This is a genomic window from Xanthomonas sp. WHRI 1810A, assembly GCF_040202885.1.
Classification (GTDB): domain Bacteria; phylum Pseudomonadota; class Gammaproteobacteria; order Pseudomonadales; family Pseudomonadaceae; genus Aquipseudomonas.
Genome location: NZ_JBEGED010000001.1, coordinates 283701 through 309973, shown reverse-complemented (window position 1 = coordinate 309973; position 26273 = coordinate 283701). Strand labels below are relative to the sequence as shown.

Here is a 26273-nt window from a genome sequence, read left to right as displayed (position 1 = left end):
TACTGACGATATATCCAGCAGTTTTGCAGCGTGATGTACCGCATGACGCCTGTCAGCACCTGTTTAAGCGCCCGAGCGAAGACCGTAGCCCGATGATCAGCACCGAACTCAAATCCCAGATTCAAGGCGCCTACTCACGTTTCCTTGAAGCCAAAAGCCTGAAACCGCGGTACGGCCAGCGTCTGATGATCGCCGAAGTCGCCAAGGTATTGGGCGACATCGACACCGACGAGGAAGGCCGTCGTTCGGGCGACCCGGCGGTGGTGGCAGTGGAAGCGGGCACCGGCACCGGCAAGACGGTGGCGTACGCCATCGCGGCGATTCCCACGGCCAAGGCGGCGGGCAAGCGTCTGGTGATCGCCACGGCCACCGTCGCGCTGCAAGAACAAATCGTCTACAAAGACCTCCCCGACCTCATGCGCAACAGCGGCCTGAACTTCACGTTCTCGCTGGCCAAGGGGCGTGGCCGCTACATGTGCCTGTCCAAGCTGGATGTACTGCTGCAGGAAGGCGACGCCCAGAGCGCCACGGCGCAGCTTTTCGAAGAAGAAGGCTTCAAGATCGAAGTCGATGAGGCCAGTCAGAAGCTCTTCACCACGATGATCGAGAAGCTGGCCGGCAACAAATGGGACGGCGACCGCGACAGCTGGCCCCAGGAGCTGGCCGATCAGGACTGGGCGCGCCTGACCACCGATCACAGCCAGTGCACGAACCGCCATTGTCCGAACTTTCAACAATGCGCCTTCTATAAAGCGCGTGAGGGCATGGGAAAAGTCGACGTGATCGTGACGAACCACGACATGGTGCTGGCCGATCTTGCTTTGGGTGGCGGCGCGGTGTTGCCCGACCCCCGGGACACGCTTTACGTGTTCGACGAAGGTCACCATCTGCCGGACAAAGCCATCGGCCACTTCGCCCATTATTCGCGTCTGCGCTCCACCGCCGACTGGCTGGAAACCACCGCCAAGAACCTCACCAAGCTGCTCGCCCAGCACCCGTTGCCGGGCGATCTGGGCAAGCTGATCGAGCAGGTGCCGGAGCTGGCGCGGGAGATCAAGACCCAACAGCAGTTCATGTTCACCGCCTGCGAGCAACTGGCCGACTTCAAGGCCGGCGAAGACATGGAGGGCCGCGAGCGCCCTCGTCATCGTTTCGTCGGGGGCGTGGTGCCTGAGCACATGCGCGAAATGGGCATCGAACTGAAGAAAGGTTTCGCCCGGCTGGATGACCTGTTCACCCGGCTGACCGAACTGCTCAAGGACGGCATGGACGGCGAGGTCAACATCGGCATCGCCAGCCATCAGGCGGAGGAGTGGTACCCGCTGTTTGGCAGTCTGCTGGCCCGCGCCCATGGCAGTTGGGAGTTGTGGACGGCCTTCACCGCCGAAGACCCGGAAAACAGCCCGCCGATGGCCCGTTGGCTGACCCTGGCGGACAGCGGTTCGCTGTTCGACATCGAGGTCAACGCCAGCCCGATCCTGGCCGCCGAAATGCTGCGTCGCAATCTGTGGAACGTGGCCTATGGCGCGCTGGTGACGTCGGCCACGCTCACCGCCCTGGGCAAGTTCGACCGCTTCCGCATGCGCGCCGGGCTGCCCAAGGGCGCGGTGACTGCCGTGGTGCCCAGCCCCTTCCATCACGCCGATGCCGGTGTGTTGCGGGTGCCCGACCTCAAGGCCGATCCGCGCAACGCCGCCGAGCACACCGCCGCGATCATTCGTGACCTGCCGGATCTGGTGGAAGGCTCCAAAGGCACGCTGGTGTTGTTCTCCTCGCGCAAGCAGATGCAGGACGTGTTCGACGGGCTGGAACGGGACTGGCGCAAGCGCGTGTTCATTCAGGGCAACCTGTCCAAACAGGAAACCCTGAACAAGCACAAGGCGCGGGTCGACGGCGGGGATGCCAGCGTGCTCTTCGGTCTGGCGAGCTTTGCCGAAGGCGTCGACTTGCCCGGCGCCTACTGCGAGCACGTGGTGATCGCCAAGATTCCGTTTGCCGTGCCGGATGATCCGGTCGAAGCCGCGCTGGCCGAATGGATCGAAGCCCGGGGCGGCAACCCGTTCATGGAAATCGCCGTGCCGGATGCGTCGTTGCGCCTGATTCAGGCCTGCGGCCGTCTGCTGCGCACCGAAGCCGATCGCGGCACCATCACGCTGCTGGACCGACGTGTCGTCACCCAGCGTTATGGCAAGGCGATCCTCAATGCGCTTCCCCCGTTCCGCCGCGAAATATCCTGATAGGCGTCGGGATTAATCGTACAGGGCCGTGTCTCACGTCGATCTACCCCTTCGTTGCAAGGACACGGTTTGTTGGAGCGAGGCTTGCGCGCGAATTGTTTTCCAGACGATTAAACAGTTGCCGGTTACAACGCGTTCGCGGGCAAGCCTCGCTCCAACATACTTAGCCGTGGCATCAAGACCACATCAGGAGCACCCGATCACATGATTCGCCGTTCATTGCCTGCTGTCCTCGCTATTCTCTGCGCCGGACCCGCCGTTGCCGCACCCGACGGCCAGCAGACGCTGTTCAATTTCGTGCGGCCCGCCGACGTTGTTCAGGTCACGACCCAGGACGCCAGCCTGCCGCAATCCAACGCCGAGCAAACGCCCGAAGGCGAAGTGTTGCGCCGCGTCACGTTCAATCCGGTGGCCAAACCCAGCGTGCGTTTGACGCCTCAGGCCGGGGTCTGGGACTGGTCAGCCGACAGCACCATGACCTTGCGCCTCCAGAGCGCAATGGACTGGGCGCTGACGCTGTATGTGCAGATTCAGAGCACGGACGGCAAGACCCTCAACAGTCGCATCGACTTGCCGGCCGGCCCAGCTCAGACATTGTTCGTGCCGTTGCGCGCCAGCTCGCCGATGAGCCAGGGCATGCGGGCCGGGCCGCCGATGCCGTGGACGTTCGAGGGCCAGCGGGTGCTGCTGGCCGACAGCGAAGGCGAGCTGAACCTGAGCCAGGTAGCGTCAGTGACGGTCTCGATGTCCCAGCCCAATGTGGCGCAGAGCGTGTTGATCGAGCGCTTTGGGGTGCAGGAAGGTGACGCCTTGCAAAAGGCGGTCTACGGCAATCTGGTGGACGCCTATGGGCAGTACAGCCGAGGCAAATGGCCGGAAAAGATCACCAGCGACGATCAGCTCAAGGCTTCGGCCAGCAAGGAGTCACAGCAGCTCAAGACCTGGCTGGCAGAGCGTCCCGCCCACGATAAATTCGGTGGCGTGCTCAAGGGTCCGAGCTTTGAAGCCAAGGGCTTTTTCCGCACCGAAAAACGCGACGACCGCTGGTATCTGGTGACCCCCGAGGGGCATCCGTTCTATTCGCTGGGGGTCAATGCCGTGACCGCCAGCGACAGCCAGACCTACATTCAGGGCCGTGAGGTCATGTTTGCCAGCCTGCCGCAGGGTGACGAGCCGTTGACCGCGTTCTACGGGCAGAGCGACGACAACCGCGACACCGGCGCGAACCGCAACCGTCAGTTTGATCAGGGCCGCTGGTTTGATTTTTATGGGGTGAATCTGCAACGCACCTATGGCGTGCCCACCTGTGCAGAGGCCGTCAAGACAGAAGAACCGGCCGCGACGGCACCGGCCACCGCGTGCAAACCGGCCAGCGTCGACGCCGCGCGCTGGGTCGACCACACCCTCAATCGCCTGCAAGCCTGGGGTTTCAACACTATTGGCAACTGGAGCGACCCGGGCCTGGGCCTCAAGGACCGCATGCCCTACACGCTGCCGCTGTCCATCGTTGGTGATTACGTCAGCATCAGCACCGGTCAGGACTGGTGGGGCGGCATGCCCGATCCGTTCGATCCGCGTTTTGCCATGGCCACTGAACGCGCGGTGGCGATTGCCGCCCGCGACCATCGCGACGATCCGTATCTGATCGGCTATTTCGCCGACAACGAACTGGCCTGGGCCTCGCCGGGTGAGGGCCCGAAAGCCCGATACGCCCTGGCGTACAGCACGCTCAAGCAGACCACCGACGTTCCGGCCAAGCGGGCGTTTCTCAAACAGCTGCGCGACAAATACCGCAATCAGGAAGGGCTGTCGAAAGCCTGGGGCATTGATCTACCAGCGTGGGAGTTGATGGAAGATCCGGGGTTCGAGCCGCCGCTGCCCAGCGCTGAGCACCCGGAGATCGAAAACGATTTCAAATATTTCCAGCGGGTGTTCGCCGAGACCTATTTCAAGACCATTTCGGACTCGTTGAAATGGCACGCGCCCAACCATCTCTTGCTGGGCGGCCGGTTTGGCATCACCACGCCTGAAGCGGTGGAGGCCTGCGCCCGGTATTGCGACGTGCTGAGTTTCAACTTTTACACGCCAAAGCCTCAGGATGGATTCGACTTCGCCAAGCTGCGGGTGCTGGACAAGCCGGTGATGGTCACTGAGTTTCACTTCGGCTCCCGTGATCGCGGGCCGTTCTGGGGTGGGGTCATGGAAGTCGCCAAAGAGGAGGACCGCGGCCCTGCGTACGCCAATTTCCTGAAAAACGCCCTGGCTGAGCCATCGATTGTCGGCGTGCATTGGTTCCAGTACCTGGACCAGCCGGTGTCCGGGCGCAGGCTCGACGGGGAAAACGGTCACTTGGGGTTGGTGGGCATCACCGACGTGCCCTATCAAGGGTTTGTCGAGGCGGTGCGCAAGAGCAATAACCAGGTGGCGGAGGTGTTGGGCAAGGCCGCGCCGAAATAAAAACCGTAACCCTGTAGGAGCGCGCTTGCCCGCGATTGCGGTGGATCAATGACAGATTCATCGGCTGACACAAAGCAATCGCGGGCAAGCGCGCTCCTACATGGGTGTTGCAGGTTCCCAAAGCATCCAATCGCTGGAACAATGCACGCCATTTTCAGGCAGCGGCGATCGGGAGCGGCACGTGCAGATTCAGGGTCATTTCGAGCTTCAATTCGAGGCAGTGCGCGAGGCCTTCGCGTCGCTGTTCGACGATCCTCAAGAGCGTGGCGCCGCGCTTTGCATTCAGATTGGCGGGCAGAGCGTGGTTGATGTGTGGGCGGGCACGGCCGACAAGGACGGCGCCGAAGCCTGGCACACGGACACAATCGCCAACCTGTTCTCCTGCACCAAACCCTTCACCGCCGTCGCCGCCCTGCAACTGGTGGATGAGGGCAAGCTGCACCTGGACAAGCCGGTCGCGGATATCTGGCCAGAGTTCGCCGCCGCCGACAAAGGCCGTATCACCTTGCGTCAACTGCTTTGCCATCAGGCGGGGTTGCCCGCCCTTCGCGAGATGCTGCCCGCCCAGGCGCTTTACGACTGGCAGGCCATGATCGCCGCGCTGGCCGCCGAACAACCCTGGTGGACGCCGGGTGAGGGGCACGGCTATGCCGCGCTGACCTACGGCTGGCTGGTGGGCGAAATGATTCGCCGCGCTGACGGTCGTGGGCCAGGCGAATCCATTGCCGCGCGTATCTCCCGTCCGCTGGGGCTGGATTTCCATGTTGGGCTGGCGGACGAAGAGTTCTACCGCGTTGCCCACATCGCCCGTGGCAAAGGCAATACCGGCGACGAAGCCGCGCAGCGCCTGGTGCAGACGACGATGCGTGAGCCCTCGTCCATGACCGCGCGCGCCTTTACCAACCCGCCCTCGGTCATGACCAGCACCAACAAGCCGGAATGGCGCCGCATGGAACAGCCCGCCGCCAATGGCCACGGCAATGCCCGCAGTCTGGCTGGCTTCTACAGCGCATTGCTCGATGGCCACCTGCTGGAAGCGGAACTGCTCAATGAGCTGACCCGCGAGCACAGTGTCGGCCAGGACAAAACCTTGCTGACCCAGACGCGCTTCGGCCTGGGCTGCATGCTCGATCAACCTACCGTGCCTAACGCGACCTACGGCCTCGGCGGCAAAGCCTTCGGTCACCCGGGAGCGGGCGGCTCGACGGGGTTCGCCGACCCTGAGCGTGATGTCGCCTTCGGCTTCGTCACCAACACCCTCGGCCCCTACGTACTGATGGACCTGCGTGCGCAAAAACTGGCGCGCGTCCTTGGTGAGTGTTTGCAGTAGGTATCGCTGATAAGTGCTTGTTTACAACCGACTGTCAGTTAAATGGCCGATATGCGCGCCGTAGGGCAGTTTCCTTTTCCACCTGATCGTTTTTGCGTGTTATATGGGCGCTGCTTCGTTCATTTTCTGATCAATTATTTTTCCGGGTCATACATGTCTACCAATAAAAGCGTTGCTCTCGCCCTTTGTCTTGCCGTAACCGGTTGCGCCCAGACGCCCCAGAATCAGTCGGCAGATACCGCGCCGTGGTGGTCGTTCGGTGCCGGCAAAACCGCCGACTCCACACCTAACAAGCCCGAAGTCAAACCCGCCGTTGCCGAAGTGAAGAAGGCTGATTCCGAAGCCGGCACGCACTGGTACTGGCCGTTCGGTTCTGACCACGGCACCACTGAAACCAAGCCGGAACTGGCCGCGACCCAGCCTGCAGCCAAATCAGCGCCTGCGGTTGCCAGCGCAAGCGACGGCAACAAGTGGTGGTGGCCGTTCGAAGAGAAGAAAGACGCGGCCCCCGTCGTGCCGAAGATCGATCCGAAGGTGACGCAGGCCTGGCTCGATCAGAACGAGCCGCGCATGCGTGACGCCATTCAGGGCAGCAAATTCGAGCTCGAACGCCGCGAAGACGTTCTGGTGATTACCGCGCCGGTGGACAGCACGTTCAACCCGGACCGTCCTGCCATGCTCCTGCCCACCAACCTGGGCCCGATCACCAAGCTGGCGAAACTGCTCGAAAGCGATCCGAAGACCGCTGTACTGGTCCTGGGCCACTCCGATGTGGCCGGTGACGCGCCGCTGAAAATCAGTACCGAACGTGCGCAGTCGATTGCGGCGATTTTCCGCCTCAGCGGTCTGCAGCGTAACCGCCTCAACCTGCGTGGCATGGGCGATCTTCAACCCCGCGCCGCCAGCGACAGCGCGCCGGGCCGTGAATTGAACCGCCGCGTCGAAATGATCATGACCCCGCAGGACACCATGGTTGCGCTGCTGGCCAAGTACAACATGCCGGCGCCCGCGCCGATTATGGTCGCGGTCCAGAACCCCAAGCCTGTCGTGGCCGCGCCGGTTGTTGCACCGACCCCGGCAACAAAAGCCGCGCCGGTCAAAAAGGCCGCTGCCCCCGCGAAGAAAACCACGGCGGCCAAGGCGCCGGTGAAGAAAGCGGCCGTCAAGAAGACCACACCGGCCAAAGCGGCGCCCGCCAAAGCCGCCGTCAAGAAGAAGACCGATACTCAGGCCAACGCGAACTGACGTAACATCGGCATCCCGACAACGGATGCCGATTAAGGAAGCACGTGATGAGTGAGCGTCTGGCCGACATGCGCCGCAACTACGCCCGCGACGGTTTGACCGAAGCCCAGGCGACGGATGAGCCGTTTGCACTGTTTCACCGCTGGTTCGATGAGGCGGTGAAAACGGAGCAGGCGCCGGTGGAGGCCAACGCCATGACCCTGGCCACGGTCGATGCCGACGGACGGCCGCACAGTCGCGTGCTGTTGCTCAAGGGGCTCGACGCCCAGGGCTTCACCTTCTTCACCAACTACGACAGCGCCAAGGGCCAGCAACTGGCTGCGCGTCCGTTCGCGGCCATGACGTTTTTCTGGCCGACGCTTGAGCGCCAGGTGCGTATCGAAGGACGGGTTGCCAAAGTCTCCGCGCAAGAATCCGACGCCTACTATCGGGTCCGTCCGCTGGGCAGCCGACTGGGTGCCTGGGCTTCGCCACAAAGCCGGGTGATCGCGGATCGGGCCGAGCTGGAAACCCTGCTCGCCGCGACAGAGCAACGTTTCAGTGATACCCAGCCCGCATGTCCGGAGCATTGGGGCGGCTATCGCCTTGTCCCCGACCGCATCGAATTCTGGCAAGGGCGCCCGAGTCGTCTTCACGACCGATTGAATTACCGGTTGGTGCAGGACCAGTGGTTGCTCGAACGCCTGGCACCTTGACAGTCCACCGCCGGCTCGATTTCTCGTTGAATCAAATCAGTGCACAATCGTCCAAATCGGTAGACGCCGGCGTGTCTGTATCACGCCTGAATGAACGTAAATTATCGGTACAGGGCCGTGACATCGGTTGGCGTCGCGGAGTTTAATGGCCGCCTGTTCCTCTGGAGATATTGTTATGCGTAAGTCTGTTCTGTTGGTTGCGTCGTTCACCGCCATGGCGCTGACACTGGGCGGCTGTACTTCAAGTCTGACCGGCGATTCCTACTCCCGTGATGAAGCCCGGACAGTTCAGACCGTTCGTTTGGGTACTGTCGAGTCATTGCGTCCGGTGAAGATCGAAGGCACCAAGACCCCGATCGGCGCTGGCGCCGGTGCAATCGTCGGTGGTGTAGGCGGCAGCGCGATCGGTGGCGGTCGCGGCAGCATCGTGACGGCAGTGATCGGTGCGGTGGCGGGTGGTCTGTTGGGTTCGATGACCGAAGAAGGTCTGACCCGCACCCAGGGCGTGGAAATCACCGTGCGTGAAGACGACGGCACCATGCGCGCCTACGTTCAGCAGGTTCAGGAAAACGAGATTTTCCGGGTCGGCGACCGTGTTCGCATCATGAGCGTCAACGGCACCAGTCGCGTCACTCGCTGAGTCTGATCGGGTCTTCCAGTGCTGATGTAAAGTGTTGTTACACAAAAACGCCCCGACTGTTCGGGGCGTTTTTTATGGGCGATCTTAAATCGCGATACCCAACATACTCTTCGCCAGCGCCTCGGCAATCCGAATGCCGTCCACGCCTGCTGACAAAATCCCGCCCGCGTAACCTGCGCCTTCGCCGGCCGGAAACAGGCCTTTGACGTTCAGGCTTTGCATGTCGTCGCCACGGGTAATGCGCAGCGGGGACGAGGTGCGGGTTTCGATCCCGGTCAGTACGGCATCATGCTGGGCGAAGCCTTTGATCTGCTTGTCGAACGCCGGCAGTGCTTCGCGGATCGCCTCGATGGCGAAGGCGGGCAGGGCGTCGGCCAGGTCCACCAGCTTCACGCCCGGCTTGTAGGACGGTTCGACGCTGCCCAGTTCACTGGACGCCTTGCCGTTGATGAAATCCCCTACCAACTGCGCTGGCGCTTCGTAGTTGCTACCACCCAGCACGTAGGCCAGCGATTCCAGGCGTTCCTGCAGTTCGATCCCGGCCAGCGGGCTGCCTGGGTAGTCCTCGTCCGGCGTGATGCCGACCACGATGCCCGAATTGGCGTTGCGCTCGTTACGCGAATACTGGCTCATGCCGTTGGTGACGACGCGATGAGGTTCGGAGGTGGCGGCCACCACGGTGCCGCCCGGGCACATGCAGAAGCTGTAGACCGAACGGCCATTCTTGGCGTGGTGCACCAGTTTGTAATCGGCCGCACCCAGCTTCGGGTGACCGGCGTACTTGCCCAGCCGGGCCCGGTCGATCAGGCCCTGCGGGTGTTCAATGCGGAAACCCACCGAGAACGGCTTGGCCTCCATATACACGCCACGGCCGTGAAGCATGCGGAACGTGTCCCGTGCGCTGTGGCCGAGGGCGAGAATCACATGACGCGACTCGAGGCGTTCGCCGCCCTCCAGCACCACGCCGTGCAGTTGACCGTCTTCGATGAGGACATCCGTTACACGCTGCTGGAAACGCACCTCACCGCCCAGGGCGATGATTTGCTGACGCATGTTTTCCACCACGCCAGTCAGGCGGAAGGTGCCGATGTGCGGTTTGCTGACGTAGAGGATTTCATCCGGCGCGCCCGCTTTGACGAACTCGTGCAGCACTTTGCGGCCGTGGAATTTCGGGTCCTTGATCTGGCTGTAGAGCTTGCCGTCGGAAAAGGTGCCTGCACCGCCTTCGCCGAACTGCACGTTGGATTCGGGCTTCAGCACGTTCTTGCGCCACAGGCCCCAGGTGTCTTTGGTGCGCTGGCGCACTTCGGTGCCGCGTTCGAGGATGATCGGCTTGAAGCCCATCTGCGCCAACAGCAGGCCGGCGAAAATACCGCAGGGGCCGAAGCCGACCACGATCGGGCGTTCAGTGAGGTCGGCAGGCGCATGGCCGACGATCTTGTAGCTGACATCCGGCGCAGGGGTAACGTGGCGGTCATTGGGCAGGCGCGCCAGCACCGTGGCTTCGTCACGGACTTCTACGTCAACGGTGTAGATGAATTGCAGTTCGGAGGATTTCTTGCGCGCGTCGTAGCTGCGCTTGAACAGCGTGAAGTGGATCAGTTCATCGCTATCGATCCCCAGGCGTTGCAGGAGCGCGGGGCGCAGCGCTTCGTCCGCATGTTCCAGGGGAAGTTTGAGTTCGGTGATTCGTAACATTGAAAAGTCCAGGTTCCGGGGCCGCAGGTTCTGCCCGGCAGCGCTACAAGAACCGGCGATTATAAGCCGAATCGGTTGGCCAGCGCAGGAGTGGGGTGAATCGATCTGATAAGCGCCGAGATCTGTTGGAGCGAGGCTTGCCCGCGAAGGGGTGTCGGCGCAATACCTGTTTAATGCTAAAACAGCTTCGCGGGCAAGCCTCGCTCCAACAAGGGTTGTTCATTTCGCGGGCAAGCCTCGCTCCAACAAGGGTTGTTCATTTCGCGGGCAAGCGCGCTCCTACAGAGGTGGTGGGGCTCAATCGTTACGGGCACCGCCGTAATAGGCGCAGCCCTTCTGCACCTGGCCATTGACCCGCAATTGCGCGGTGAGGTGCTGGACCGAACCGTTGACCGGGTCGACGCAGCGTTGCGGTGCGACCCACAGTTCGACGTGCTGGTCATTGGCATCGGTCACCAGATTGAAGCGACCGTCCGGCAACTGCTCTTCCATGTACGGCACGGCGAACGGCTCTTTGCCTTCGCGCTCAAGCACCATGCCCTTGCCGCTGGCGTTAAGGTTCCACTTGGGGCCGTTGCCGCTGGCGTGAATGGTCAGGCGCTTGAAGTTGGGGTCCATGCAGGCGTCGCTCGGGCGCTCGACACGGTAAAACTGATACAGGCTCAGCTCACCCTCAGCGCCCGCGGCCTTGCTGGCGACGAAGTTGCCGCGCACGTCGGCGAACGCTTTGCCGCTCTTGTCCACCACGGACGCAGCTTCCTGAAGAATGCCGGTATTGCCTTTGTCCTGCACCACGTACAGACGATGTTCGTCGCAGGGCTGGAACATCAGCTTGCCGTTCTGGCCGGTCAATTCGCCCTGCATGCGGATCATCCCCGCCGTGGACACCTTGGCTTCATCAGACGATGGCGCCAGCATCTGGCATCCGGCGAAGAGTGGCAGCAGGGCAAACATCACAACAGAACGAGCAGCGAACATGGGGCGGGTCTCCAGACAAGTGCCGCCACGTTACTCAGCCTGTTCACGCATCACAAGGGGCGATTGGCCCGCGTGATAAGTCCGTCCCGTTTGAAGCCCCTGGAGGAACGGAGCGACGCGCCTAGCGCGCCGGATTCAAGCGAATGCGCACCGGCGGCTTTTCATCCAGGCTCAGGTCCACGCTGTAGCGTTCGGTACTGATCATCAGCAACTTGCCGTCCAGTTCAATGCGCGCGTTGACGGCATAGGTGTGGCCGTCCTGAATCTGCTTCTGGTCATAGGTCAGGTGAAACGGCAACGGCACCTGTCCCTGAATCGGTCCGCTCTGCCTGGCCAGGGTCTGGGCCGGGGCATCCGCGACCGACACGTCCTGCAACGTGACCGTCAGCGTTGCAGTGGGTGGCAGGGCAATGCGTTGCAGGTAGAACACCTCGCCGTCCAGTTTGCCGCTGACAGGTGCCGGGGCGTGAGCACAGGCGGTCAACAGGGTGGCCATCAGGGTCATCAAAATCGGTTTCATGCAGGAAATCCTTATCGTCAGGCGCTCGCGACAGGCGAGCGCCCTTTTATTACTTTAGCCAGCTCAGAGAACCGGCGGCGTCTCGGAGGTTTCGTCATTGCGGTGCAGAGCGACTTGCCGGATCGACAGACGAATCTCCGCGGGCAGCACGCGTTTGGCCGCACCTTCGGCCAGTTCGCCCAGCAAGGCGTGGTAGCCGAGCCGGCCGGCCGCGTCCTTGCGCAATACGCCCTGGTCCAGCAGCGACTGAATGAAGTGACGGAACAGGCTTTTGTCGAAAAACTCCGGGGCGTTGAGGCCGTGCAGAATCGACAGGCGCTGGGCCATGACCGTACACAGGTCTTCCAGCTCTTCGGCGGTCAGGGTGTTGCGGCCGCTGTTGAGCAGCAGCGAAATGGCCATGTAGAAGCGCTGCAACGTTTGCGCGATGGCCCGGGACAACAGGGTCAACAACACAAAGTGGCGTGAGCTTGGCGCGGGACGCAGGTAAACGTCGGTTTCCAGGCGCAGCAGCCCTTGTTCGACGAACGCCTCCAGCCACTGATCGACGACCGCGTCCAGTTCGTCCATCGACCAGCGAATGAACAGCTCCGACTGCAAGTACGGGTACAGTGCGCGGGTGTAACGCAGGACCTGCTCGCGACTCATGCGCGACGAGCTCTGAAAGAAGCTGGCCAGCAGCGAGGGCAGGGCGAAGATGTGCAGCACGTTGTTGCGGTAGTAGGTCATCAGAACGGCGTTGGGCTCGTCCAGATACAGAATCTGGCCCAAGGCGTCTTTCTGCTCGGCCAGCAGGCTCATGCTCTTCACGTGTTCGATCAGGGCGCGGCCATCACCTTCGGGCAGCGTGGTGTGCGGCGAGTAGGGCACACGTCGCAGCAGCGTGAGGTACAGGTCCAGCACCCGCGCCAGGGCTTGATCGTCCAGGGCGTGGCGTTGCGTCGAGAGCAACGCCAGCGCCACCAGATTGACCGGGTTAATGGCCGCCGCTTCGTTCAGACCCTGGGCCACGCGCTCACCCAGGCGGTAGGTGGTCTCGTGCAGCCACGCCGGCTTGAACTGCGGGCCCAGTGACTGCGTGCGCCAATCGGGTTGCTCATCGTCGAGAAATTGCGCCAGTTTGATGGGCTCGCCGAAGTTGACCGACACCTGCCCGAACTTCTGCTTGAGCGCACCGATGACTTTGAAAATATCGAAGATCGATTCTTTCTTCTTCGCCGCGCCGCGCAGCTCACCCAGGTAGGTACGGCCTTCAAGGACGCGCTCGTAGCCGATGTACACCGGGACGAAGACGATCGGCATCCGCGCGTTGCGCAGGAAGCTGCGCAGCGTGATGGCCAGCATGCCGGTTTTCGGCTGGAGCATGCGCCCCGTGCGCGAGCGGCCGCCTTCGACGAAGTACTCCACCGGGAAGCCCTTGGTGAACAGGGTGTGCAGGTATTCGTTGAACACTGCGGTGTACAGCGGGTTGCCCTTGAACGTGCGGCGCATGAAAAACGCGCCACCGCGTCGTAACAGACTGCCGATCACCGGCATGTTCAGGTTGATGCCCGCCGCCACGTGAGGCGGGGTCAGGCCGTTGCGAAACAGCAGATAAGACAGCAGCAGGTAATCGATGTGGCTGCGGTGACAGGGGACGTAAATCACCTCATGCCCTTGCGCAACGTTCTGCACGCCCTCGATATGACTGACCTTGATGCCGTCGTAAATCTTGTTCCAGAACCAGCTCAGCACCACTTCCAGAAAGCGGATCGCCGTGTAGGTGTAGTCCGAGGCAATTTCGTTGCCGTAATGCAGGGCTTTTTCCCGCGCCTTGGCTTCGGGAATCTTCTCGCGCTCGGCTTCCTCGAGGATCGCTTGCTTGACCAGAGGGTCGGCCAGCAGGCCCTTCACCAGATTGCGCCGGTGGGACAGGTCCGGCCCGATGACCGCGGTTTTCAGGTTGCGGAAATGCACCCGCAGCAAGCGTTGCGCCATGCGCACCGTGCGTTCGTAGCCTTTGTTCTGGTCAACCAGTTCGCGCAAATGAATCGGCGCGGAAAACTGCACGCGGGTCTTGCGGCCCAGAATCAGAATCGTGATGAGTTTTCGCAGCCGCCCGGTGACCGCCCAACTGTCGGCAAACAGCAGTTTCCAGGGACTGTCCTCTTTATCCGGCGACTGGCCCCAGAACACGCTGACCGGGATGATTTGCGCGTCCTCGGCGGCGTTCTGTGTCACCGCACCCACCAGCCGCTCCAGGGTCGGCGGCGCGCCGCGTTTGTCCTGACGGCCGAGCCAGTCAGGTGCCGGGGTCAGGTGAAAGAAAGCGGCAGGCTCGGTCAGATTACCCACCGCTACCGACAGCACAGGCCTGGGCAGACCGGCCTTGCGGCATTCGGTGTCGAGCACCGCCAGATCGCTGAGGGAAGGATTTTGCAGGCTGTAGAACACCGGCCGGCTGCGGTCCAGGTTGAGGGTAAAGGACGATTGATTGATCGTCTCCGAACGGATCCACAGGTACAGCAATCGACGCACGGTGCCGAACACAAGACGGCGGAACGGGGAACGGGTCATACGGAATCTGCAAAAAAGGGGCGAGGCCCGCGAGGGCGCCAGTTTGCCGTATCTATCCGCACAGTGCACATGTTGGAGCGAGGCTTGCCCGCGAAGGCGGTGTATCAGACAACGATGAGTCGACTGACACAAAGCCTTCGCGGGCAAGCCTCGCTCCAACAGTGGGCTATAGGAGGGCGACCTACGCCGTGCGCCAGGTGATCTCTTCTTCACCATCCGCGCTGATGCGCATCCAGCGATCCGCCGCTTCGTCGGCTTCCTCTTCGACCCAGGTCCCGGGGGCGCAGCGCACTTCCACGTTGAGGGCGGCAAAGGCGGCGCGGGCGCAGGCGATGTCGTCTTCCCACGGGGTTTGATCGCTCTCCAGCAGCAGGCTGTTCCATTTGCCTACGGCTTTTGGAAACCACGTCACCGGGACGCCGGCCGCGCTGCACTTCCAGGTCTGGCCCTGTTGCGCCCAGTCGCTGCACGGGCCGATGGCCGACGTCAGCCAGGCGGTAATGGCCTTGTGGTCAACGTCGCTGTCTTTCAGGTAAATCTCGATATCGGGTTGGCGCATGGATGCCTCGTCAGTGTTCTTGAAAATCCATTCGCGGATTCAGTCTTGAGTCAGGTGTTCAGCCGGTCAGGTCAGCCGCTGGCGGCTCACCCCAGGACAAAATAATCGTAGCGCATCGACACCGTGACCTCGAAAGGCTCGGCCTGCTCGATGACCGCCGCCCGGCGCTCGGCACTGGCGCGCCAGCCGTGGGGCGTCATGGCCAGCAGGTTGGCGCGGGCCGGGCCGTCCGCCAGGCTCAGGGTGTAACGCAGGGTTTCGCTGTGGGCCAGCGTCATGCCGTCCGGCACCAGGGCCAGGTGTTTGTCGTCGGCGTAATCCCGCACTTCGTCGTACAGCCGTTCGCGCAATTGCATCAGGTGTTCGTTGGTCGGTCCTACGCGCATCAGTCCACCGCCGGGGCTCAACAGCCGCTTGGCTTCTTGCCAGTCGAGAGGGCTGAACACGCTGGCGATGAACTGGCAGCTGTCGTCCGGCAACGGCACCCGGGCCATGCTGGCAATCAACCACGTCAGTGACGGGTTGCGGCGGCAGGCACGCTTGATGGCTTCACGGGAGATGTCCAGCGCATAACCTTCGGCGTCCGGCAGCGCCTCGGCGATCTGCGCGGTGTAGTAGCCCTCGCCGCAGCCGATGTCGAGCCAGCGCTGGGGTTTGTATTCGGCGGCCAGCTCTGCCAGGCGTTTGGCCACCGGGGCGTAATGCCCGGCGTTGAGAAAGTCCCGGCGGGCTTCGACCATGGCTTGATTGTCGCCAGGGTCGCGGCTGTTCTTGTGCTGCACCGGGAGCAGATTGAGATACCCCTGACGCGCGCGGTCGAAACGGTGGCCGACCGGGCACACCACGCCGTTATCCGCTGCATCCAGGGCGGCTGAGCAAATCGGGCAGGTCAGCATCACGCGAGCAACTTGACCAGGGTCTGGTAGTAGATCTCGGTCAGCACGTCGAGGTCGCTGGCCAGGATGCGTTCGTTGACCTGATGGATCGTCGCGTTGACTGGGCCCAGTTCCACCACCTGAGTGCCGAGGGTGGCGATAAAGCGCCCGTCCGACGTGCCGCCGCTGGTGGACGCCTTGGTCTCGCGACCGGTGACCTGCTTGATGCTCGCCGCCACCGCATCCAGCAACGCGCCGGGTTCGGTGAGGAAGGGCAGGCCGGACAAGGCCCATTCCACGTGCCAGTCCAGCTGATGCTTGTCGAAAATGTCGGCCACGCGTTTCTGCAGGCCTTCGACGGTGGATTCGGTGGAGAAGCGGAAATTGAACACCGCCACCAGATCACCGGGGATGACGTTGGTCGCGCCGGTGCCGGAATTGAGGTTGGAGATCTGGAAGCTGGTGGGCGGAAAGAACGCGTTGCCTTCGTCCCAATGCTCGGCGGCCAGTTCGGCCAGCGCAGGGGCGGCCAAATGAATCGGGTTCTTCGCCAGATGCGGATAGGCCACGTGGCCCTGAATGCCGCGAACGGTGAGGGTGGCGCCCAATGAACCGCGACGGCCATTCTTCACCACATCGCCCACCAGTGTCGTGCTCGATGGTTCGCCGACGATGCACCAGTCCAGACGCTCCTTGCGCGCCGCCAGCCGTTCCACCACCGCTTTGGTGCCGTGGTGCGCCGGGCCTTCTTCGTCACTGGTGATCAGGTAGGCAATTTTGCCCTTGTGATCGGGGTATTCGGCGACAAAGCGTTCGCTGGCGATGATCATCGACGCCAGGCTGCCTTTCATGTCCGCCGCGCCACGGCCACACAGCATGCCGTTTTCATCGATCGACGCGCTGAAGGGGTCGTTCTGCCACGCCTGCACCGGGCCGGTGGGCACCACGTCGGTGTGGCCGGCGAAACACAGCACCGGACCGTCCTGCGTGCCATGGGTTGCCCAGAAGTTATCCACATCCTCGATGCGCATCGGCTCCAGCGCAAAGCCGGCAGCGCCCAGGCGTTTCATCATCACGGTCTGACAGTCGGCGTCCAGGGGCGTGACCGATGGGCGACGGATCAGGTCGCAGGCGAGTTGGAGCGTGGGCGAAAGGTCGGCTGGGGCTGTCATGAAAGGTCCGATGAAATGAAATTAAAACCCGTTGGAGCGAGGCTTGCCCGCGAAGGCAGCGGGTCAGGTGTAGATGAGGCGGCTGACACAACGCCTTCGCGGGCAAGCCTCGCTCCAACCGTGCAAAAAAGGGGGACATCTTAAAGCAAAACGGCAGCCCGAAGGCCGCCGTTTGGCTATGCAGTGACCCGCCTCAGACCGCTACCGGCTCAACCACGGCCTTGGGTTTGGGCAGCGATGACAGAAACGCCATGATCAAGGCCGCCAGGTAAGGCAGCGATTGCACCAGCAGCATGGCGACCCAGAAGCGCATGTCATTGCTGGGCAGGCCTTGCACCAGGCAGATGCCGGCCGCCGCGCCCCACAACAGCAGCATGATGAACACCTCTTCGCGGGCCTCGGAAATGGCGACCAGGAAACCGTGGCTGGTCGCGTTTTTCGGGGTGCGGAAGAACGGGATGCTGGTGGTGAAGAACCCGTACAGCACCGCTTTGGCGATGGTGTGCGACAGCGCCAGACCCGCCAGTGCGGCGGCGAAGGCGTCCTTGAGGTTCACCCCCACGGCGCGGCGATACAGGAAGATGATCTTGCCGACCTTGAAGAAGAACAACGCCAACGGCGGAATCGCGAAGATCAGCAACGGCGGATCGACCCGCTTGGGCACGATGATCATCGCCGACGACCACATCAGCGCGCCGACGGTGAAGAAGATGTTCATGCCGTCCGCCACCCACGGCAGCCAGCCGGCCAGGAAGTGATAGCGCTGGCCACGGGTCAGTTCGGTGTCCTTGCCGCGCAAGAGGCTCGCGGTGTGGCGCTTGATGATCTGGATCGCGCCATACGCCCAGCGGAATCGCTGCTTCTTGAAGTCAATGAAGGTGTCCGGCATCAGCCCTTTGCCGAAGCTGTTGTGGGAATAAGCAGCCGAAAGGCCTTTTTCGAAGACCCGCAGGCCCAGTTCCGCGTCCTCGCAGATGCACCAGTCGGCCCAGCCGAGTTCTTCGAGCACCGAGCGACGGGTCATGGTCATGGTGCCGTGCTGAATGATCGCGTCGCGGTCGTTGCGGGTGACCATGCCGATGTAGAAAAAGCCTTTGTATTCGGAGTAGCACAGCTTTTTGAAGGTGCTTTCGTTCTGGTCGCGGTAGTCCTGGGGCGACTGCACCACCGCGATTTTCGGGTCGGCGAAGTGCGGAACCATGTGTTTGAGCCAGTTGCGGTCGACGCAGTAATCCGAATCGATCACGGCGATGACTTCGGCATCGGGGGCGGTGTGCGGGATCAGGTAATTGAGTGCGCCGCCCTTGAAGCCGGCCAGGGGCGCGACATGGAAAAACTTGAAGCGCGGGCCGAGCATTTCGCAGTGCGCCTTCACCGGCTCCCAGACCGCCGGGTCCCTGGTGTTGTTGTCGATCAGCAACACTTCGAAGTCCGGGTAGTCCAGCGCGGCGAGGGCATTGAGGGTCTGTTTGACCATCTCCGGAGGTTCGTTGTAGCAGGGCACGTGGACAGAGACTTTCGGTCTGTAGGCGCTGTCCGTTTCGACCGGCAGGAATTCCCGACGGCGCTTGTGGGTCCAGACCGCTTCCGCCAGTTCATGGGCTTCGGTGAGCAACACGATGAACACGCCGAGCGCGCCCAACGCCAGTAAAAAGCCCACCAGCAGGCTGAACCATGTGCTGTATTGCTGGCTGTAGTCGTAACCGATCCACACCAGCACCGACCCGCACAGGAAGGCGATGAAGGTCAGGAACGTGCGGCCGCGTTGACGCAATGCCGAGCCGTCGATCAGCAACAGGGCCAGGGACAGCATCGCCAGCACCGCTGAGCCGGTGGCCAGCACGCGCCATTGCGGGATCGCCACCACCGGCCCTTCAAAGTTGAATTTCTGCTGGCGGTTGGCGTTATACACCCCCCAGTACGCCCCCACCGAGCCTTCGTCGCTGGCCTTCCACGGCTGGTCGAACGCTTCGATCACGAAGTAGTTGAAACCCTGACGGTTGAGTTTATTGACCAGCGTGCGCAGGTAAACCGCCTGATCGGCCGGCGTCGCGTCCGCACCACCACGCATGTGTCCGTTGCTCGGCCAGCCGACTTCCGACAGCAATAACGGCTTTTTCGGAAACATGCGCTTCAGCTCTCGCGCCCGGTCGAAGACGAATTGCCCGGCATCGGCCATGGGGACGAATTCCCAGTAGGGGAGAATGTGCGCGGCAATTAGATCGACGTGTTTACCCAGCTCCGGGTTGTCTTTCCAGATGTGCCACTGCTCCGAAGTGGTCACCGGGACTTTCACCGCCGCGCGCACCCGATCGATCACGGCGATCAGCTCTTTGACCGTGATTTCCTTGCGGAACAGCGCTTCGTTGCCCACCGTGACCCGAACCACACTGCGGGTGGTGTTGGCCAGTTCGATGGCGCGGGTGATCTCACGCTCGTTGCGTTCCTGGTCCGGACTGATCCAGATGCCGAGGGTGACGCGCAGGCCGAACTCTTCGGCCAGCTTGGGGATGTTACCCAACGGGCCGTCCACGGAATAAATCCGGATGCTGTCGGTTTGTTTACTGATCAGCTCCAGGTCCTGGCGCATTTCATCGTCGGACGGATACACGCCTTTCTGTGGGTTTTGACCCAGACGAAAGGGCGAATAGGAGAAGCCCGAGATTTGTTCCGGCCAGTTCGGCGCCGTGATCGGGCGATTGATCAGCGCCCAGAAACCGGTGAACAGCGCAGCGATTGCCACGACCACGACCAGGTTGAGTCCAAATTTACGCGATGACATAGATGTTTCGGGTTCCGAAAGGTGGAACAAGCGATAACCGAAGCACTTCGGTGGGCTTGATTTTTGTCAGCCAGTGCGGCGTGAAGTTCGATTGAGCTGTTGATGTACTTTTTGCAATGGGCATTAAAGCAGATACGACGGTCATCCCTGTAGGAGCGCGCTTGCCCGCGATTGCATTTTTTCGGTAACCCTAGATGGATCTGACACACCGCGTTCGCGGGCAAGCGCGCTCCTACAGCCTGGGGTGTGACGAGACTTTCCGACCAGCCCCCCGCATCAACGGATGTCCTTAACGGCAGCACGCCCTATAATGCGCGCCGGTTTTTGGGGTATTGGTCATGAGCACAGAAGATCCGCGATTTGCTGGCGTCGCCCGTTTGTATGGCATCGAGGGCCTAGAGCGGCTGCGTGCCGCGCATGTGGCGGTGGTGGGCATCGGCGGCGTGGGCTCGTGGGCCGCGGAAGCCATGGCCCGCTGCGGCGTCGGCGAAATCTCGCTGTTCGACCTGGACGACGTGTGCGTGAGCAACAGCAACCGCCAGTTGCACGCCCTGACCAGCACCGTTGGCCGGGCGAAGGTCGAGGTCATGGCGGACCGGCTGCGGGAGATTAACCCCGACTGCGTCGTCCACGCGGTGGCTGACTTCGTCACCCGCGAGACCATGGCCGAGTACATCACGCCCGACATCGACTGCGTGGTCGATTGCATCGACAGCGTCAACGCCAAGGCCGCGCTGATCGCCTGGTGCAAGCGCCGCAAGATTCAAATCATCACCACCGGCGGCGCGGGCGGGCAGATCGACCCGACGCTGATCCAGGTGTGTGACCTCAACCGTACCTTCAACGACCCGCTGGCTTCAAAAGTGCGTTCGACCTTGCGCCGGGATTACGGCTTCTCGCGCACCGTCACCCGCCATTACAGCGTGCCGTGTGTGTTTTCCACCGAACAGCTGCGCTACCCCAAACCGGATGGCAGCATTTGCCTGCAGAAAAGCTTCGTGGGCGACGGGGTGAAGCTCGATTGCGCCGGCGGTTTTGGCGCGGTGATGATGGTGACCGCTACGTTCGGCATGGTGGCGGCCACCAAAGCCGTGGACAAAATCGTCGCCGGCGTGCGGCGGCCGTCCGACCGGATCAAGCCCGCCGCAACGCCTCAGCCCGCCAGCTGACGCATCCGCTGCAGCACGGCGTTGAGCCCGTTGCTGCGCGATGGCGAGAGCTGGCGACTGAGGCCCAGTTGATCGAACCAGGCGTGCAGGTCAACCGTTTGCAGTTCATCCGCTGACAAACCGTTGACCCGCGACAGCAGCAGCGCCACCAGCCCACGGATGAGCCGCGCATCGCTCGCCGCCCGAAACTGCCAGCGGCCGTCGCTGAAATCGCCCAGCAACCAGACTTTGCTCTCGCAGCCGTCCACCAGATGCGTGTCGGTTTTCTCGTCTTCGGCCAGCGGCGGTAAACGCTCGCCCCATTGCATCAACAGCCTGGCGCGTTGCTCCCAGCTCAAGGCTGCGCTGAATATATCCAGGGCGGCCTGTGCGTCGGTGGGCAAGGTCATCGCAGCAGCTCCAGGGCCTGATCCAGCGCAGCGAAAAATCGCGCGAGGTCGTCGGAATCGTTGTACATCCCCAGCGACACACGAATGGCGCCGGCCTGCCCCAGGCTTTTCATCAGCGGGATGGCGCAGTGATGACCGGCCCGCACCGCAATGCCCTGTTCGGTGAGCAGGTGCGCCAGATCAGCGTTGTGCACGCCCGCGACCACGAAGCTGGCGAGCGCCAGCTTTGGATTCCCGAGCAGTTGTACTCCGTCGCGGGCCAGCAGGCCCTCGCGCAGCAAGGTGTGAAGCCCGGCTTCATGCACGGTGATGGCGTGAGCGTCCAGACCGTTAAGGTAATCAAGCGTCGCACCCAGCCCGATCACCCCGGCAATCGGCGGGGTGCCGGCTTCAAATCCCAGCGGCGCGGGGCGGAAGGTGGCCTCGTGATAACTGGTCTGCAACAGCATCTCGCCGCCGAATTGCCAGTGCCGCAACGTCGCCAGCGCCTCCTCGCGGCCAAACAGCACGCCGACGCCATCAGGCCCGTACAGTTTGTGGCTGGAAAATACATAAAAATCGCAGCCCAGCGCCTGCACGTCCTCCCGACCGTGCACCGCGCCTTGCGCGCCATCGACCACGGTGATCGCGTCGTGGGCCTTGGCCAGCGCCAGCAATTCGGCCAGCGGCTGCCAGGCGCCTAGCACGTTGGATAATTGGCTCACCGCCAACAGGCGGGTGCGCGGTCCGATCAGTGTGGCTGCGGCGTTCAGGTCGATCAGCCCGGTGTCAGACAGGGGCAACACCACCAGTTTCAAATCGCGGCGCAGCGCCAGTTGCTGCCACGGCAACAGATTGGCGTGATGCTCCAGTGCGCTGATGACGATCTCATCGCCAGCTTCAAACACGTGCTCCAGCCCATACGCCAACAAATTGAGCGCCGACGTCGCGCCGTGGGTGAAGACGATGTGCCCGGATGAGCCGACATTGAGCCACCGGCCGACAGTACTGCGGGCGTCCTCAAACGCCTGCGTTGCCTGCGCGCCCGGCAAGTGCTGCGCACGGTGTACGTTGGCGGCGCCATTGGCGTAGTAATGGCTCAGGGCGTCAATCAGGCGTTGGGGCTTTTGTGCGGTGGCGGCGCTGTCCAGATAGGTCTGGCCTTGCGCGTGCAGGGCGGCGATGGCCGGAAAGTCAGCGCGCCAGGGAGAGGGAAGCAGCATGGTCGGGAACTCGGTTTGCGCTTATCGGCTGAAGCGGAAAAGGTGCGACTCCCTGCTTCTGCCCGGAGGGCGTGGGAGCTTGGCTTGCCAGCGATCGGCCAGGCACTGGCCGCACTAGTCGGGACATCGGCCGGATCTGGCACACCGCATTCACCGGTTTTGCTGCCGCTGCGCGCCAGATCGCGGGACAAGCCTCGCTCCCACGGCCTTCGGCCAGAATCAAAAGCGAGCGTCATGTCGCCTTCAGTCGCCGCGTTTTGGCGGCGAATAAAGGTATGGGTCAGTTATGAGCGTGCAGCGCTTCGTTCAGCTCGATGGCCGACTTGTGGGTTTTGCATTCCACGGCGCCGGTTTGCGAGTTGCGACGGAACAGCAGATCAGGCTGACCGGCCAGGTCACGCGCCTTGAGCACTTTGACCAGTTCGTTGTTCTCGTCCAGCAGCGCGACCTTGGTGCCTGCGGTGACGTAGAGGCCAGATTCAACCGTGTTGCGGTCACCCAGTGGAATGCCGATACCGGCGTTCGCGCCGATCAGGCAGCCTTCGCCGACCTTGATCACGATATTGCCGCCGCCGGACAGGGTGCCCATGGTGGAGCATCCGCCGCCCAGGTCCGACCCTTTGCCGACGAACACGCCCGCCGATACGCGGCCTTCGATCATGCCCGGGCCTTCGGTGCCGCCGTTGAAGTTGACGAAACCTTCGTGCATCACGGTGGTGCCTTCGCCGATGTAGGCGCCCAGGCGCACACGCGCGCTGTCGGCGATACGCACACCGCTCGGCACGACGTAGTCGGTCATTTTCGGGAATTTATCGACGGAGAACACTTCCAGCAGCTCGCCTTTCAAGCGCGCTTCCAGCTGACGTTGTGGCAGCTCCACCAGGTCAATGGCGCCCTGGCTGGTCCATGCCACGTTCGGCAGCAGCGGGAAGATGCCCGCCAGGTTCAGGCCGTGCGGCTTGGCCAGGCGGTGGGACAGCAGATGCAGCTTGAGGTACGCCTCGGGCGTGGAGGTCAGCGTGGCGTCTTCGGCCAGCAGCGTGGCCACCAGCGGCTTGTGGCTTTCAGCCAGACGGGTCAGCAGTGCGGCCTGGGCGGCGTCGACCGATTTCAGCGCATCGGCCAATTTGGACGCCAGGTCAGTGGTGAAGGTGATGGCCTGGTTGCCACCGGTGTAGCCCAGGACCGGGGCAACGGCTGCGATCATTTCGGCAGACGGATTGATCAGCGGCAGCGCGTAAAACACTTCCAGCCATGTGCCTTGACGGTTTTGTGTGCCGACGCCGAAGGCCAGGCTGAACAGGGAAGTGGACATGTAAATACCTCTTAACGATTAAAGGCTATCTCAATCAGGCGATAGCCGCTGCGTACAGTTCGGGTTTGAAGCCAATCAGGGTTTTGCCACCGAGATCGAGCACCGGGCGCTTGATCATCGATGGCTGGGCAAGCATCAGCTCGATGGCCTTCTCTTGGTCGAGATCGGCTTTCTGAGTGTCGTCGAGTTTGCGGAAGGTCGTGCCCGCGCGGTTCAGTACCACCTGCCAGCCGTGTTCGTTGCACCACTGGGTCAAGTGCTCGCGATCAATGCCTGCCGCTTTGTAGTCGTGGAAATCGTAACTCACCGAATGTTCGTCGAGCCAGGTGCGAGCCTTCTTCATCGTGTCGCACGCTTTGATCCCAAACAGGTGCAGCGTGTTGTTGTCATCAGCCATGAACGTGCCGCCGGTGAGAGGGATTGAAAAAACGGTCACGGATTATGCCACGGACAAACCAATTGGGCGTGGCCCGGTGGCGGGTTTCTGCCGCCAATACTTGTACAGCCACCGTTTAAACGCCGGGTCAACCGTGAAGCGACAGCCTAACCCGTTAAGATGGCACTTCGAAGCTGCACTGCAGTCAGTCTCTGGGCCTTGTCCAGAACTCGCCCGATCAGGAACGTTTACCGATGCAAACAGCCTATACCGTCCTTATCCTGCTGACGCTGGTAGGCCTCTCACGGTTGGTCGCACGGGTGATTCCCTTGCCGTTGCCGCTGGTGCAGATCGCCGCTGGCGCGTTGCTCGCCTGGCCGACCCTGGGCCTGCACGTGGCCATGGACCCTGAACTCTTCCTCTTTTTGTTCCTGCCTCCGCTGTTATTTTCAGACGGTTGGCGCATGCCAAAACGTGATCTCTGGCGCTATCGCGGGCCGATTCTGACGCTGGCGGTCGGTTTGGTGATCTTCACGGTGGTCGGTGCCGGCTATTTCATTCACTGGATTTTGCCGACCATCCCACTTCCGGTCGCCTTCGCACTGGCGGCGGTGCTGTCGCCTACGGACGCCGTCGCGGTTTCAGCCATTTCCCAGGACCGCTTGCCTGCGCCGATCATGCGTCTGCTGCAAGGCGAGGCGCTGATGAATGATGCGTCAGGCCTGGTGACGTTCAAATTCGCCTTGGCGGCGGCGATCACCGGGGTGTTTTCTCTGGCCGATGCCAGCCTGACGTTCGTGCTGGTGGCGGTGGGCGGCTTGGCAGTGGGGGTGGCCCTGAGCTGGCTGGTGGGCCGTCTTCGCAGCTGGATGATCGCGCGCGGATGGGATGATCCGGCGACCCATGTCGTGTTCATGCTGCTGGTGCCGTTTGCCGCCTACGTGCTCGCCGAACGACTGGGCGCGTCGGGTATTTTGTCGGCCGTGGCGGCGGGGATGATGCAAAGCTGGGTCGACCTGCTGCCTCGTCAAACCACCACCCGGCTGCTCAATCGCAGCGTCTGGACACTGCTGGAGTTTGCTTTCAACGGGCTGATTTTTCTGCTGCTGGGCCTGCAACTGCCGGACATCATCAGCGCAGTCACCCATGATCAGGTCACGCTGTGGCCGACGCTGATGTGGCGCTGCCTGGACGTGCTGGTGATTTTCCTGGTTCTGATCGCGCTGCGTTTCATCTGGGTGCAAAGCACCTGGCGGCTGATCATTGCACTCAGGCAATGGCGCGGTCGTGGGGATGACTCGCTGAAACTGACCACCCGGTCTTCGTTGTTATTGACCGTGGGCGGCGTGCGCGGGGCGGTCACCCTGGCCGGTACGCTGTCGGTACCGATGTTGATATCCGCCGGTGTGAATTTCCCCGAGCGTGACTTGCTGATCTTCATCGCGGCGGGGGTGATTCTGCTGTCGCTGGTGGCGGCCAGTGTGGCGCTGCCGATATTGTTGCGCGGGGTCGAGAACAAGCCCGACCTCAAGATGAAGCAGGAAGTGCGTGACGCCTGGAAGCACACCGCCGAGGCGGCGATTCATGCGCTGGAAAGCGAGGAAATGACCGACGCCACCGTGTCGCCGGATGCGGCTCAGGCGGTGCTCGCCACGGAGGTCAAGGCGCGGATCATGTCGGAATATCGGCAGCGGCTGGAAATGTTCAACGACACCGCCGAGGCCCAGGCACTGGCGTTCCAGATGGATGTGCTGGAGCGCAAGATGCGCATCACTGCGCTGCGGGCCCAGCGGCTTGAGTTGTACCGGCTGCATCGTCATCACCAGATCGGGGATGACGTGCTGCGGCAGGTGCTGGCGGAGCTGGACCTTAACGAGGCGAATCTTGGCATTGTTCGATAAGCGCGCGGGCCCCTGTGTGCGGGACCCCTGTAGGAGCTGACGACCCTGATGGAGGCTGCGATGGCGGTGTGTCAGATGTACTGCATCGCAGCCTCCCGTAGGGTCGTCAGCTCCTACAACGTGGGACGATCAACCGGTGTGTTAACCCGGACTCCTGCAAGTCCAACGTCCAGTTTC

The 26273-nt window shown here is 62.3% G+C and carries 20 protein-coding genes; 8 read left to right on the top strand and 12 right to left on the bottom strand.

The genetic code is table 11. The features are described from left to right. Window positions 1–92: 92 nt before the first annotated feature. From dinG to ABQX22_RS01365, 6 genes are all read left to right on the top strand, one after another. On the top strand, window positions 93–2237 hold the full coding sequence (gene dinG, locus ABQX22_RS01390) for an ATP-dependent DNA helicase DinG (RefSeq protein WP_349795730.1): 2145 nt from the start codon (window positions 93–95) through the stop codon (window positions 2235–2237). A gap of 204 nt (window positions 2238–2441) precedes the next feature. Further along, entirely contained in the window at window positions 2442–4694 is a 2253-nt protein-coding gene (locus ABQX22_RS01385; protein WP_349795728.1) for a beta-agarase, read from the top strand. A 181-nt stretch (window positions 4695–4875) separates the two neighbouring features. Then, the gene (locus ABQX22_RS01380; protein WP_349795726.1) at window positions 4876–6024 is read left to right on the top strand and encodes a serine hydrolase domain-containing protein; all 1149 of its coding nucleotides are present in this window, start codon (window positions 4876–4878) and stop codon (window positions 6022–6024) included. Between the two features lie 153 nt (window positions 6025–6177). After that, window positions 6178–7269, top strand: coding sequence for an OmpA family protein (locus ABQX22_RS01375; RefSeq protein WP_349795724.1), 1092 nt, complete (start codon window positions 6178–6180; stop codon window positions 7267–7269). A 47-nt stretch (window positions 7270–7316) separates the two neighbouring features. Continuing rightward, window positions 7317–7964, top strand: coding sequence for a pyridoxamine 5'-phosphate oxidase (gene pdxH, locus ABQX22_RS01370; RefSeq protein WP_349795722.1), 648 nt, complete (start codon window positions 7317–7319; stop codon window positions 7962–7964). A gap of 175 nt (window positions 7965–8139) precedes the next feature. Further along, window positions 8140–8604 (top strand): glycine zipper 2TM domain-containing protein, encoded by a 465-nt coding sequence (locus tag ABQX22_RS01365; protein ID WP_349795720.1) that lies wholly within the window; start codon window positions 8140–8142, stop codon window positions 8602–8604. Between the two features lie 84 nt (window positions 8605–8688). Here the strand turns inward: ABQX22_RS01365 and ABQX22_RS01360 are convergent, their stop codons facing one another. The 8 genes from ABQX22_RS01360 to ABQX22_RS01325 form a co-directional block, all read right to left on the bottom strand. Continuing rightward, window positions 8689–10302, bottom strand: coding sequence for an NAD(P)/FAD-dependent oxidoreductase (locus ABQX22_RS01360; RefSeq protein WP_349795718.1), 1614 nt, complete (start codon window positions 10300–10302; stop codon window positions 8689–8691). Window positions 10303–10599: 297 nt separating this feature from the next. Further along, window positions 10600–11280 carry a COG3650 family protein gene (locus ABQX22_RS01355; protein ID WP_349795716.1) on the bottom strand — a complete coding sequence of 227 codons (681 nt, stop codon included), beginning with the start codon at window positions 11278–11280 and terminating at the stop codon, window positions 10600–10602. Between the two features lie 121 nt (window positions 11281–11401). Further along, window positions 11402–11800, bottom strand: coding sequence for a YbaY family lipoprotein (locus ABQX22_RS01350; RefSeq protein ID WP_349795714.1), 399 nt, complete (start codon window positions 11798–11800; stop codon window positions 11402–11404). A 63-nt stretch (window positions 11801–11863) separates the two neighbouring features. After that, window positions 11864–14356 (bottom strand): glycerol-3-phosphate 1-O-acyltransferase PlsB, encoded by a 2493-nt coding sequence (plsB, locus tag ABQX22_RS01345; protein ID WP_349795712.1) that lies wholly within the window; start codon window positions 14354–14356, stop codon window positions 11864–11866. A 181-nt stretch (window positions 14357–14537) separates the two neighbouring features. Beyond that, entirely contained in the window at window positions 14538–14915 is a 378-nt protein-coding gene (locus tag ABQX22_RS01340; RefSeq protein ID WP_349795710.1) for a hypothetical protein, read from the bottom strand. Between the two features lie 86 nt (window positions 14916–15001). Further along, the gene (locus ABQX22_RS01335) at window positions 15002–15811 is read right to left on the bottom strand and encodes a putative RNA methyltransferase (RefSeq protein WP_349796426.1); all 810 of its coding nucleotides are present in this window, start codon (window positions 15809–15811) and stop codon (window positions 15002–15004) included. After that, complete coding sequence (gene dapE / locus ABQX22_RS01330) at window positions 15811–16962, bottom strand: succinyl-diaminopimelate desuccinylase (protein ID WP_349795708.1); 1152 nt, start codon at window positions 16960–16962, stop codon at window positions 15811–15813. The genes ABQX22_RS01335 and dapE overlap by 1 nt, the downstream gene beginning before the upstream one ends. A 193-nt stretch (window positions 16963–17155) precedes the next feature. Next, entirely contained in the window at window positions 17156–19744 is a 2589-nt protein-coding gene (locus ABQX22_RS01325; protein WP_349795706.1) for a glycosyltransferase, read from the bottom strand. 338 nt (window positions 19745–20082) lie between these two features. On the opposite strand from ABQX22_RS01325, the gene tcdA reads away from it, so the two are divergent. Continuing rightward, on the top strand, window positions 20083–20913 hold the full coding sequence (gene tcdA, locus ABQX22_RS01320) for a tRNA cyclic N6-threonylcarbamoyladenosine(37) synthase TcdA (protein WP_349795704.1): 831 nt from the start codon (window positions 20083–20085) through the stop codon (window positions 20911–20913). Here the strand turns inward: tcdA and ABQX22_RS01315 are convergent. From ABQX22_RS01315 to ABQX22_RS01300, 4 genes are all read right to left on the bottom strand, one after another. Continuing rightward, on the bottom strand, window positions 20898–21302 hold the full coding sequence (locus tag ABQX22_RS01315) for a SufE family protein (RefSeq protein ID WP_349795702.1): 405 nt from the start codon (window positions 21300–21302) through the stop codon (window positions 20898–20900). The two genes, tcdA and ABQX22_RS01315, sit on opposite strands and share 16 nt — an antisense overlap. Then, on the bottom strand, window positions 21299–22504 hold the full coding sequence (locus tag ABQX22_RS01310; RefSeq protein ID WP_349795700.1) for an aminotransferase class V-fold PLP-dependent enzyme: 1206 nt from the start codon (window positions 22502–22504) through the stop codon (window positions 21299–21301). The genes ABQX22_RS01315 and ABQX22_RS01310 overlap by 4 nt, the downstream gene beginning before the upstream one ends. 280 nt (window positions 22505–22784) lie before the next feature. Continuing rightward, window positions 22785–23819 (bottom strand): 2,3,4,5-tetrahydropyridine-2,6-dicarboxylate N-succinyltransferase, encoded by a 1035-nt coding sequence (dapD, locus tag ABQX22_RS01305; RefSeq protein ID WP_349795698.1) that lies wholly within the window; start codon window positions 23817–23819, stop codon window positions 22785–22787. Between the two features lie 34 nt (window positions 23820–23853). Further along, a complete protein-coding gene (locus ABQX22_RS01300; protein WP_349795696.1) occupies window positions 23854–24255 on the bottom strand; it encodes an ArsC family reductase in 402 nt (133 codons plus the stop codon). Window positions 24256–24449: 194 nt separating this feature from the next. On the opposite strand from ABQX22_RS01300, the gene ABQX22_RS01295 reads away from it, so the two are divergent. Then, the gene (locus tag ABQX22_RS01295) at window positions 24450–26096 is read left to right on the top strand and encodes a Na+/H+ antiporter (RefSeq protein ID WP_349795694.1); all 1647 of its coding nucleotides are present in this window, start codon (window positions 24450–24452) and stop codon (window positions 26094–26096) included. The last annotated feature ends 177 nt before the right edge of the window (window positions 26097–26273 follow it).

Excerpts from the sequence above, each read along its gene's own strand:
- dinG (WP_349795730.1), top strand. The coding sequence starts at position 93 with ATGATCAGCACCGAACTCAAATCCCAGATTCAAGGCGCCTACTCACGT.
- ABQX22_RS01385 (WP_349795728.1), top strand. The coding sequence starts at position 2,442 with ATGATTCGCCGTTCATTGCCTGCTGTCCTCGCTATTCTCTGCGCCGGA.
- ABQX22_RS01375 (WP_349795724.1), top strand. The coding sequence starts at position 6,178 with ATGTCTACCAATAAAAGCGTTGCTCTCGCCCTTTGTCTTGCCGTAACC.
- pdxH (WP_349795722.1), top strand. The coding sequence starts at position 7,317 with ATGAGTGAGCGTCTGGCCGACATGCGCCGCAACTACGCCCGCGACGGT.
- ABQX22_RS01365 (WP_349795720.1), top strand. The coding sequence starts at position 8,140 with ATGCGTAAGTCTGTTCTGTTGGTTGCGTCGTTCACCGCCATGGCGCTG.
- ABQX22_RS01360 (WP_349795718.1), bottom strand. The coding sequence starts at position 10,302 with ATGTTACGAATCACCGAACTCAAACTTCCCCTGGAACATGCGGACGAA.
- ABQX22_RS01355 (WP_349795716.1), bottom strand. The coding sequence starts at position 11,280 with ATGTTCGCTGCTCGTTCTGTTGTGATGTTTGCCCTGCTGCCACTCTTC.
- ABQX22_RS01350 (WP_349795714.1), bottom strand. The coding sequence starts at position 11,800 with ATGAAACCGATTTTGATGACCCTGATGGCCACCCTGTTGACCGCCTGT.
- plsB (WP_349795712.1), bottom strand. The coding sequence starts at position 14,356 with ATGACCCGTTCCCCGTTCCGCCGTCTTGTGTTCGGCACCGTGCGTCGA.
- ABQX22_RS01340 (WP_349795710.1), bottom strand. The coding sequence starts at position 14,915 with ATGCGCCAACCCGATATCGAGATTTACCTGAAAGACAGCGACGTTGAC.
- ABQX22_RS01335 (WP_349796426.1), bottom strand. The coding sequence starts at position 15,811 with ATGCTGACCTGCCCGATTTGCTCAGCCGCCCTGGATGCAGCGGATAAC.
- dapE (WP_349795708.1), bottom strand. The coding sequence starts at position 16,962 with ATGACAGCCCCAGCCGACCTTTCGCCCACGCTCCAACTCGCCTGCGAC.
- ABQX22_RS01325 (WP_349795706.1), bottom strand. The coding sequence starts at position 19,744 with ATGTCATCGCGTAAATTTGGACTCAACCTGGTCGTGGTCGTGGCAATC.
- tcdA (WP_349795704.1), top strand. The coding sequence starts at position 20,083 with ATGAGCACAGAAGATCCGCGATTTGCTGGCGTCGCCCGTTTGTATGGC.
- ABQX22_RS01315 (WP_349795702.1), bottom strand. The coding sequence starts at position 21,302 with ATGACCTTGCCCACCGACGCACAGGCCGCCCTGGATATATTCAGCGCA.
- ABQX22_RS01310 (WP_349795700.1), bottom strand. The coding sequence starts at position 22,504 with ATGCTGCTTCCCTCTCCCTGGCGCGCTGACTTTCCGGCCATCGCCGCC.
- dapD (WP_349795698.1), bottom strand. The coding sequence starts at position 23,819 with ATGTCCACTTCCCTGTTCAGCCTGGCCTTCGGCGTCGGCACACAAAAC.
- ABQX22_RS01295 (WP_349795694.1), top strand. The coding sequence starts at position 24,450 with ATGCAAACAGCCTATACCGTCCTTATCCTGCTGACGCTGGTAGGCCTC.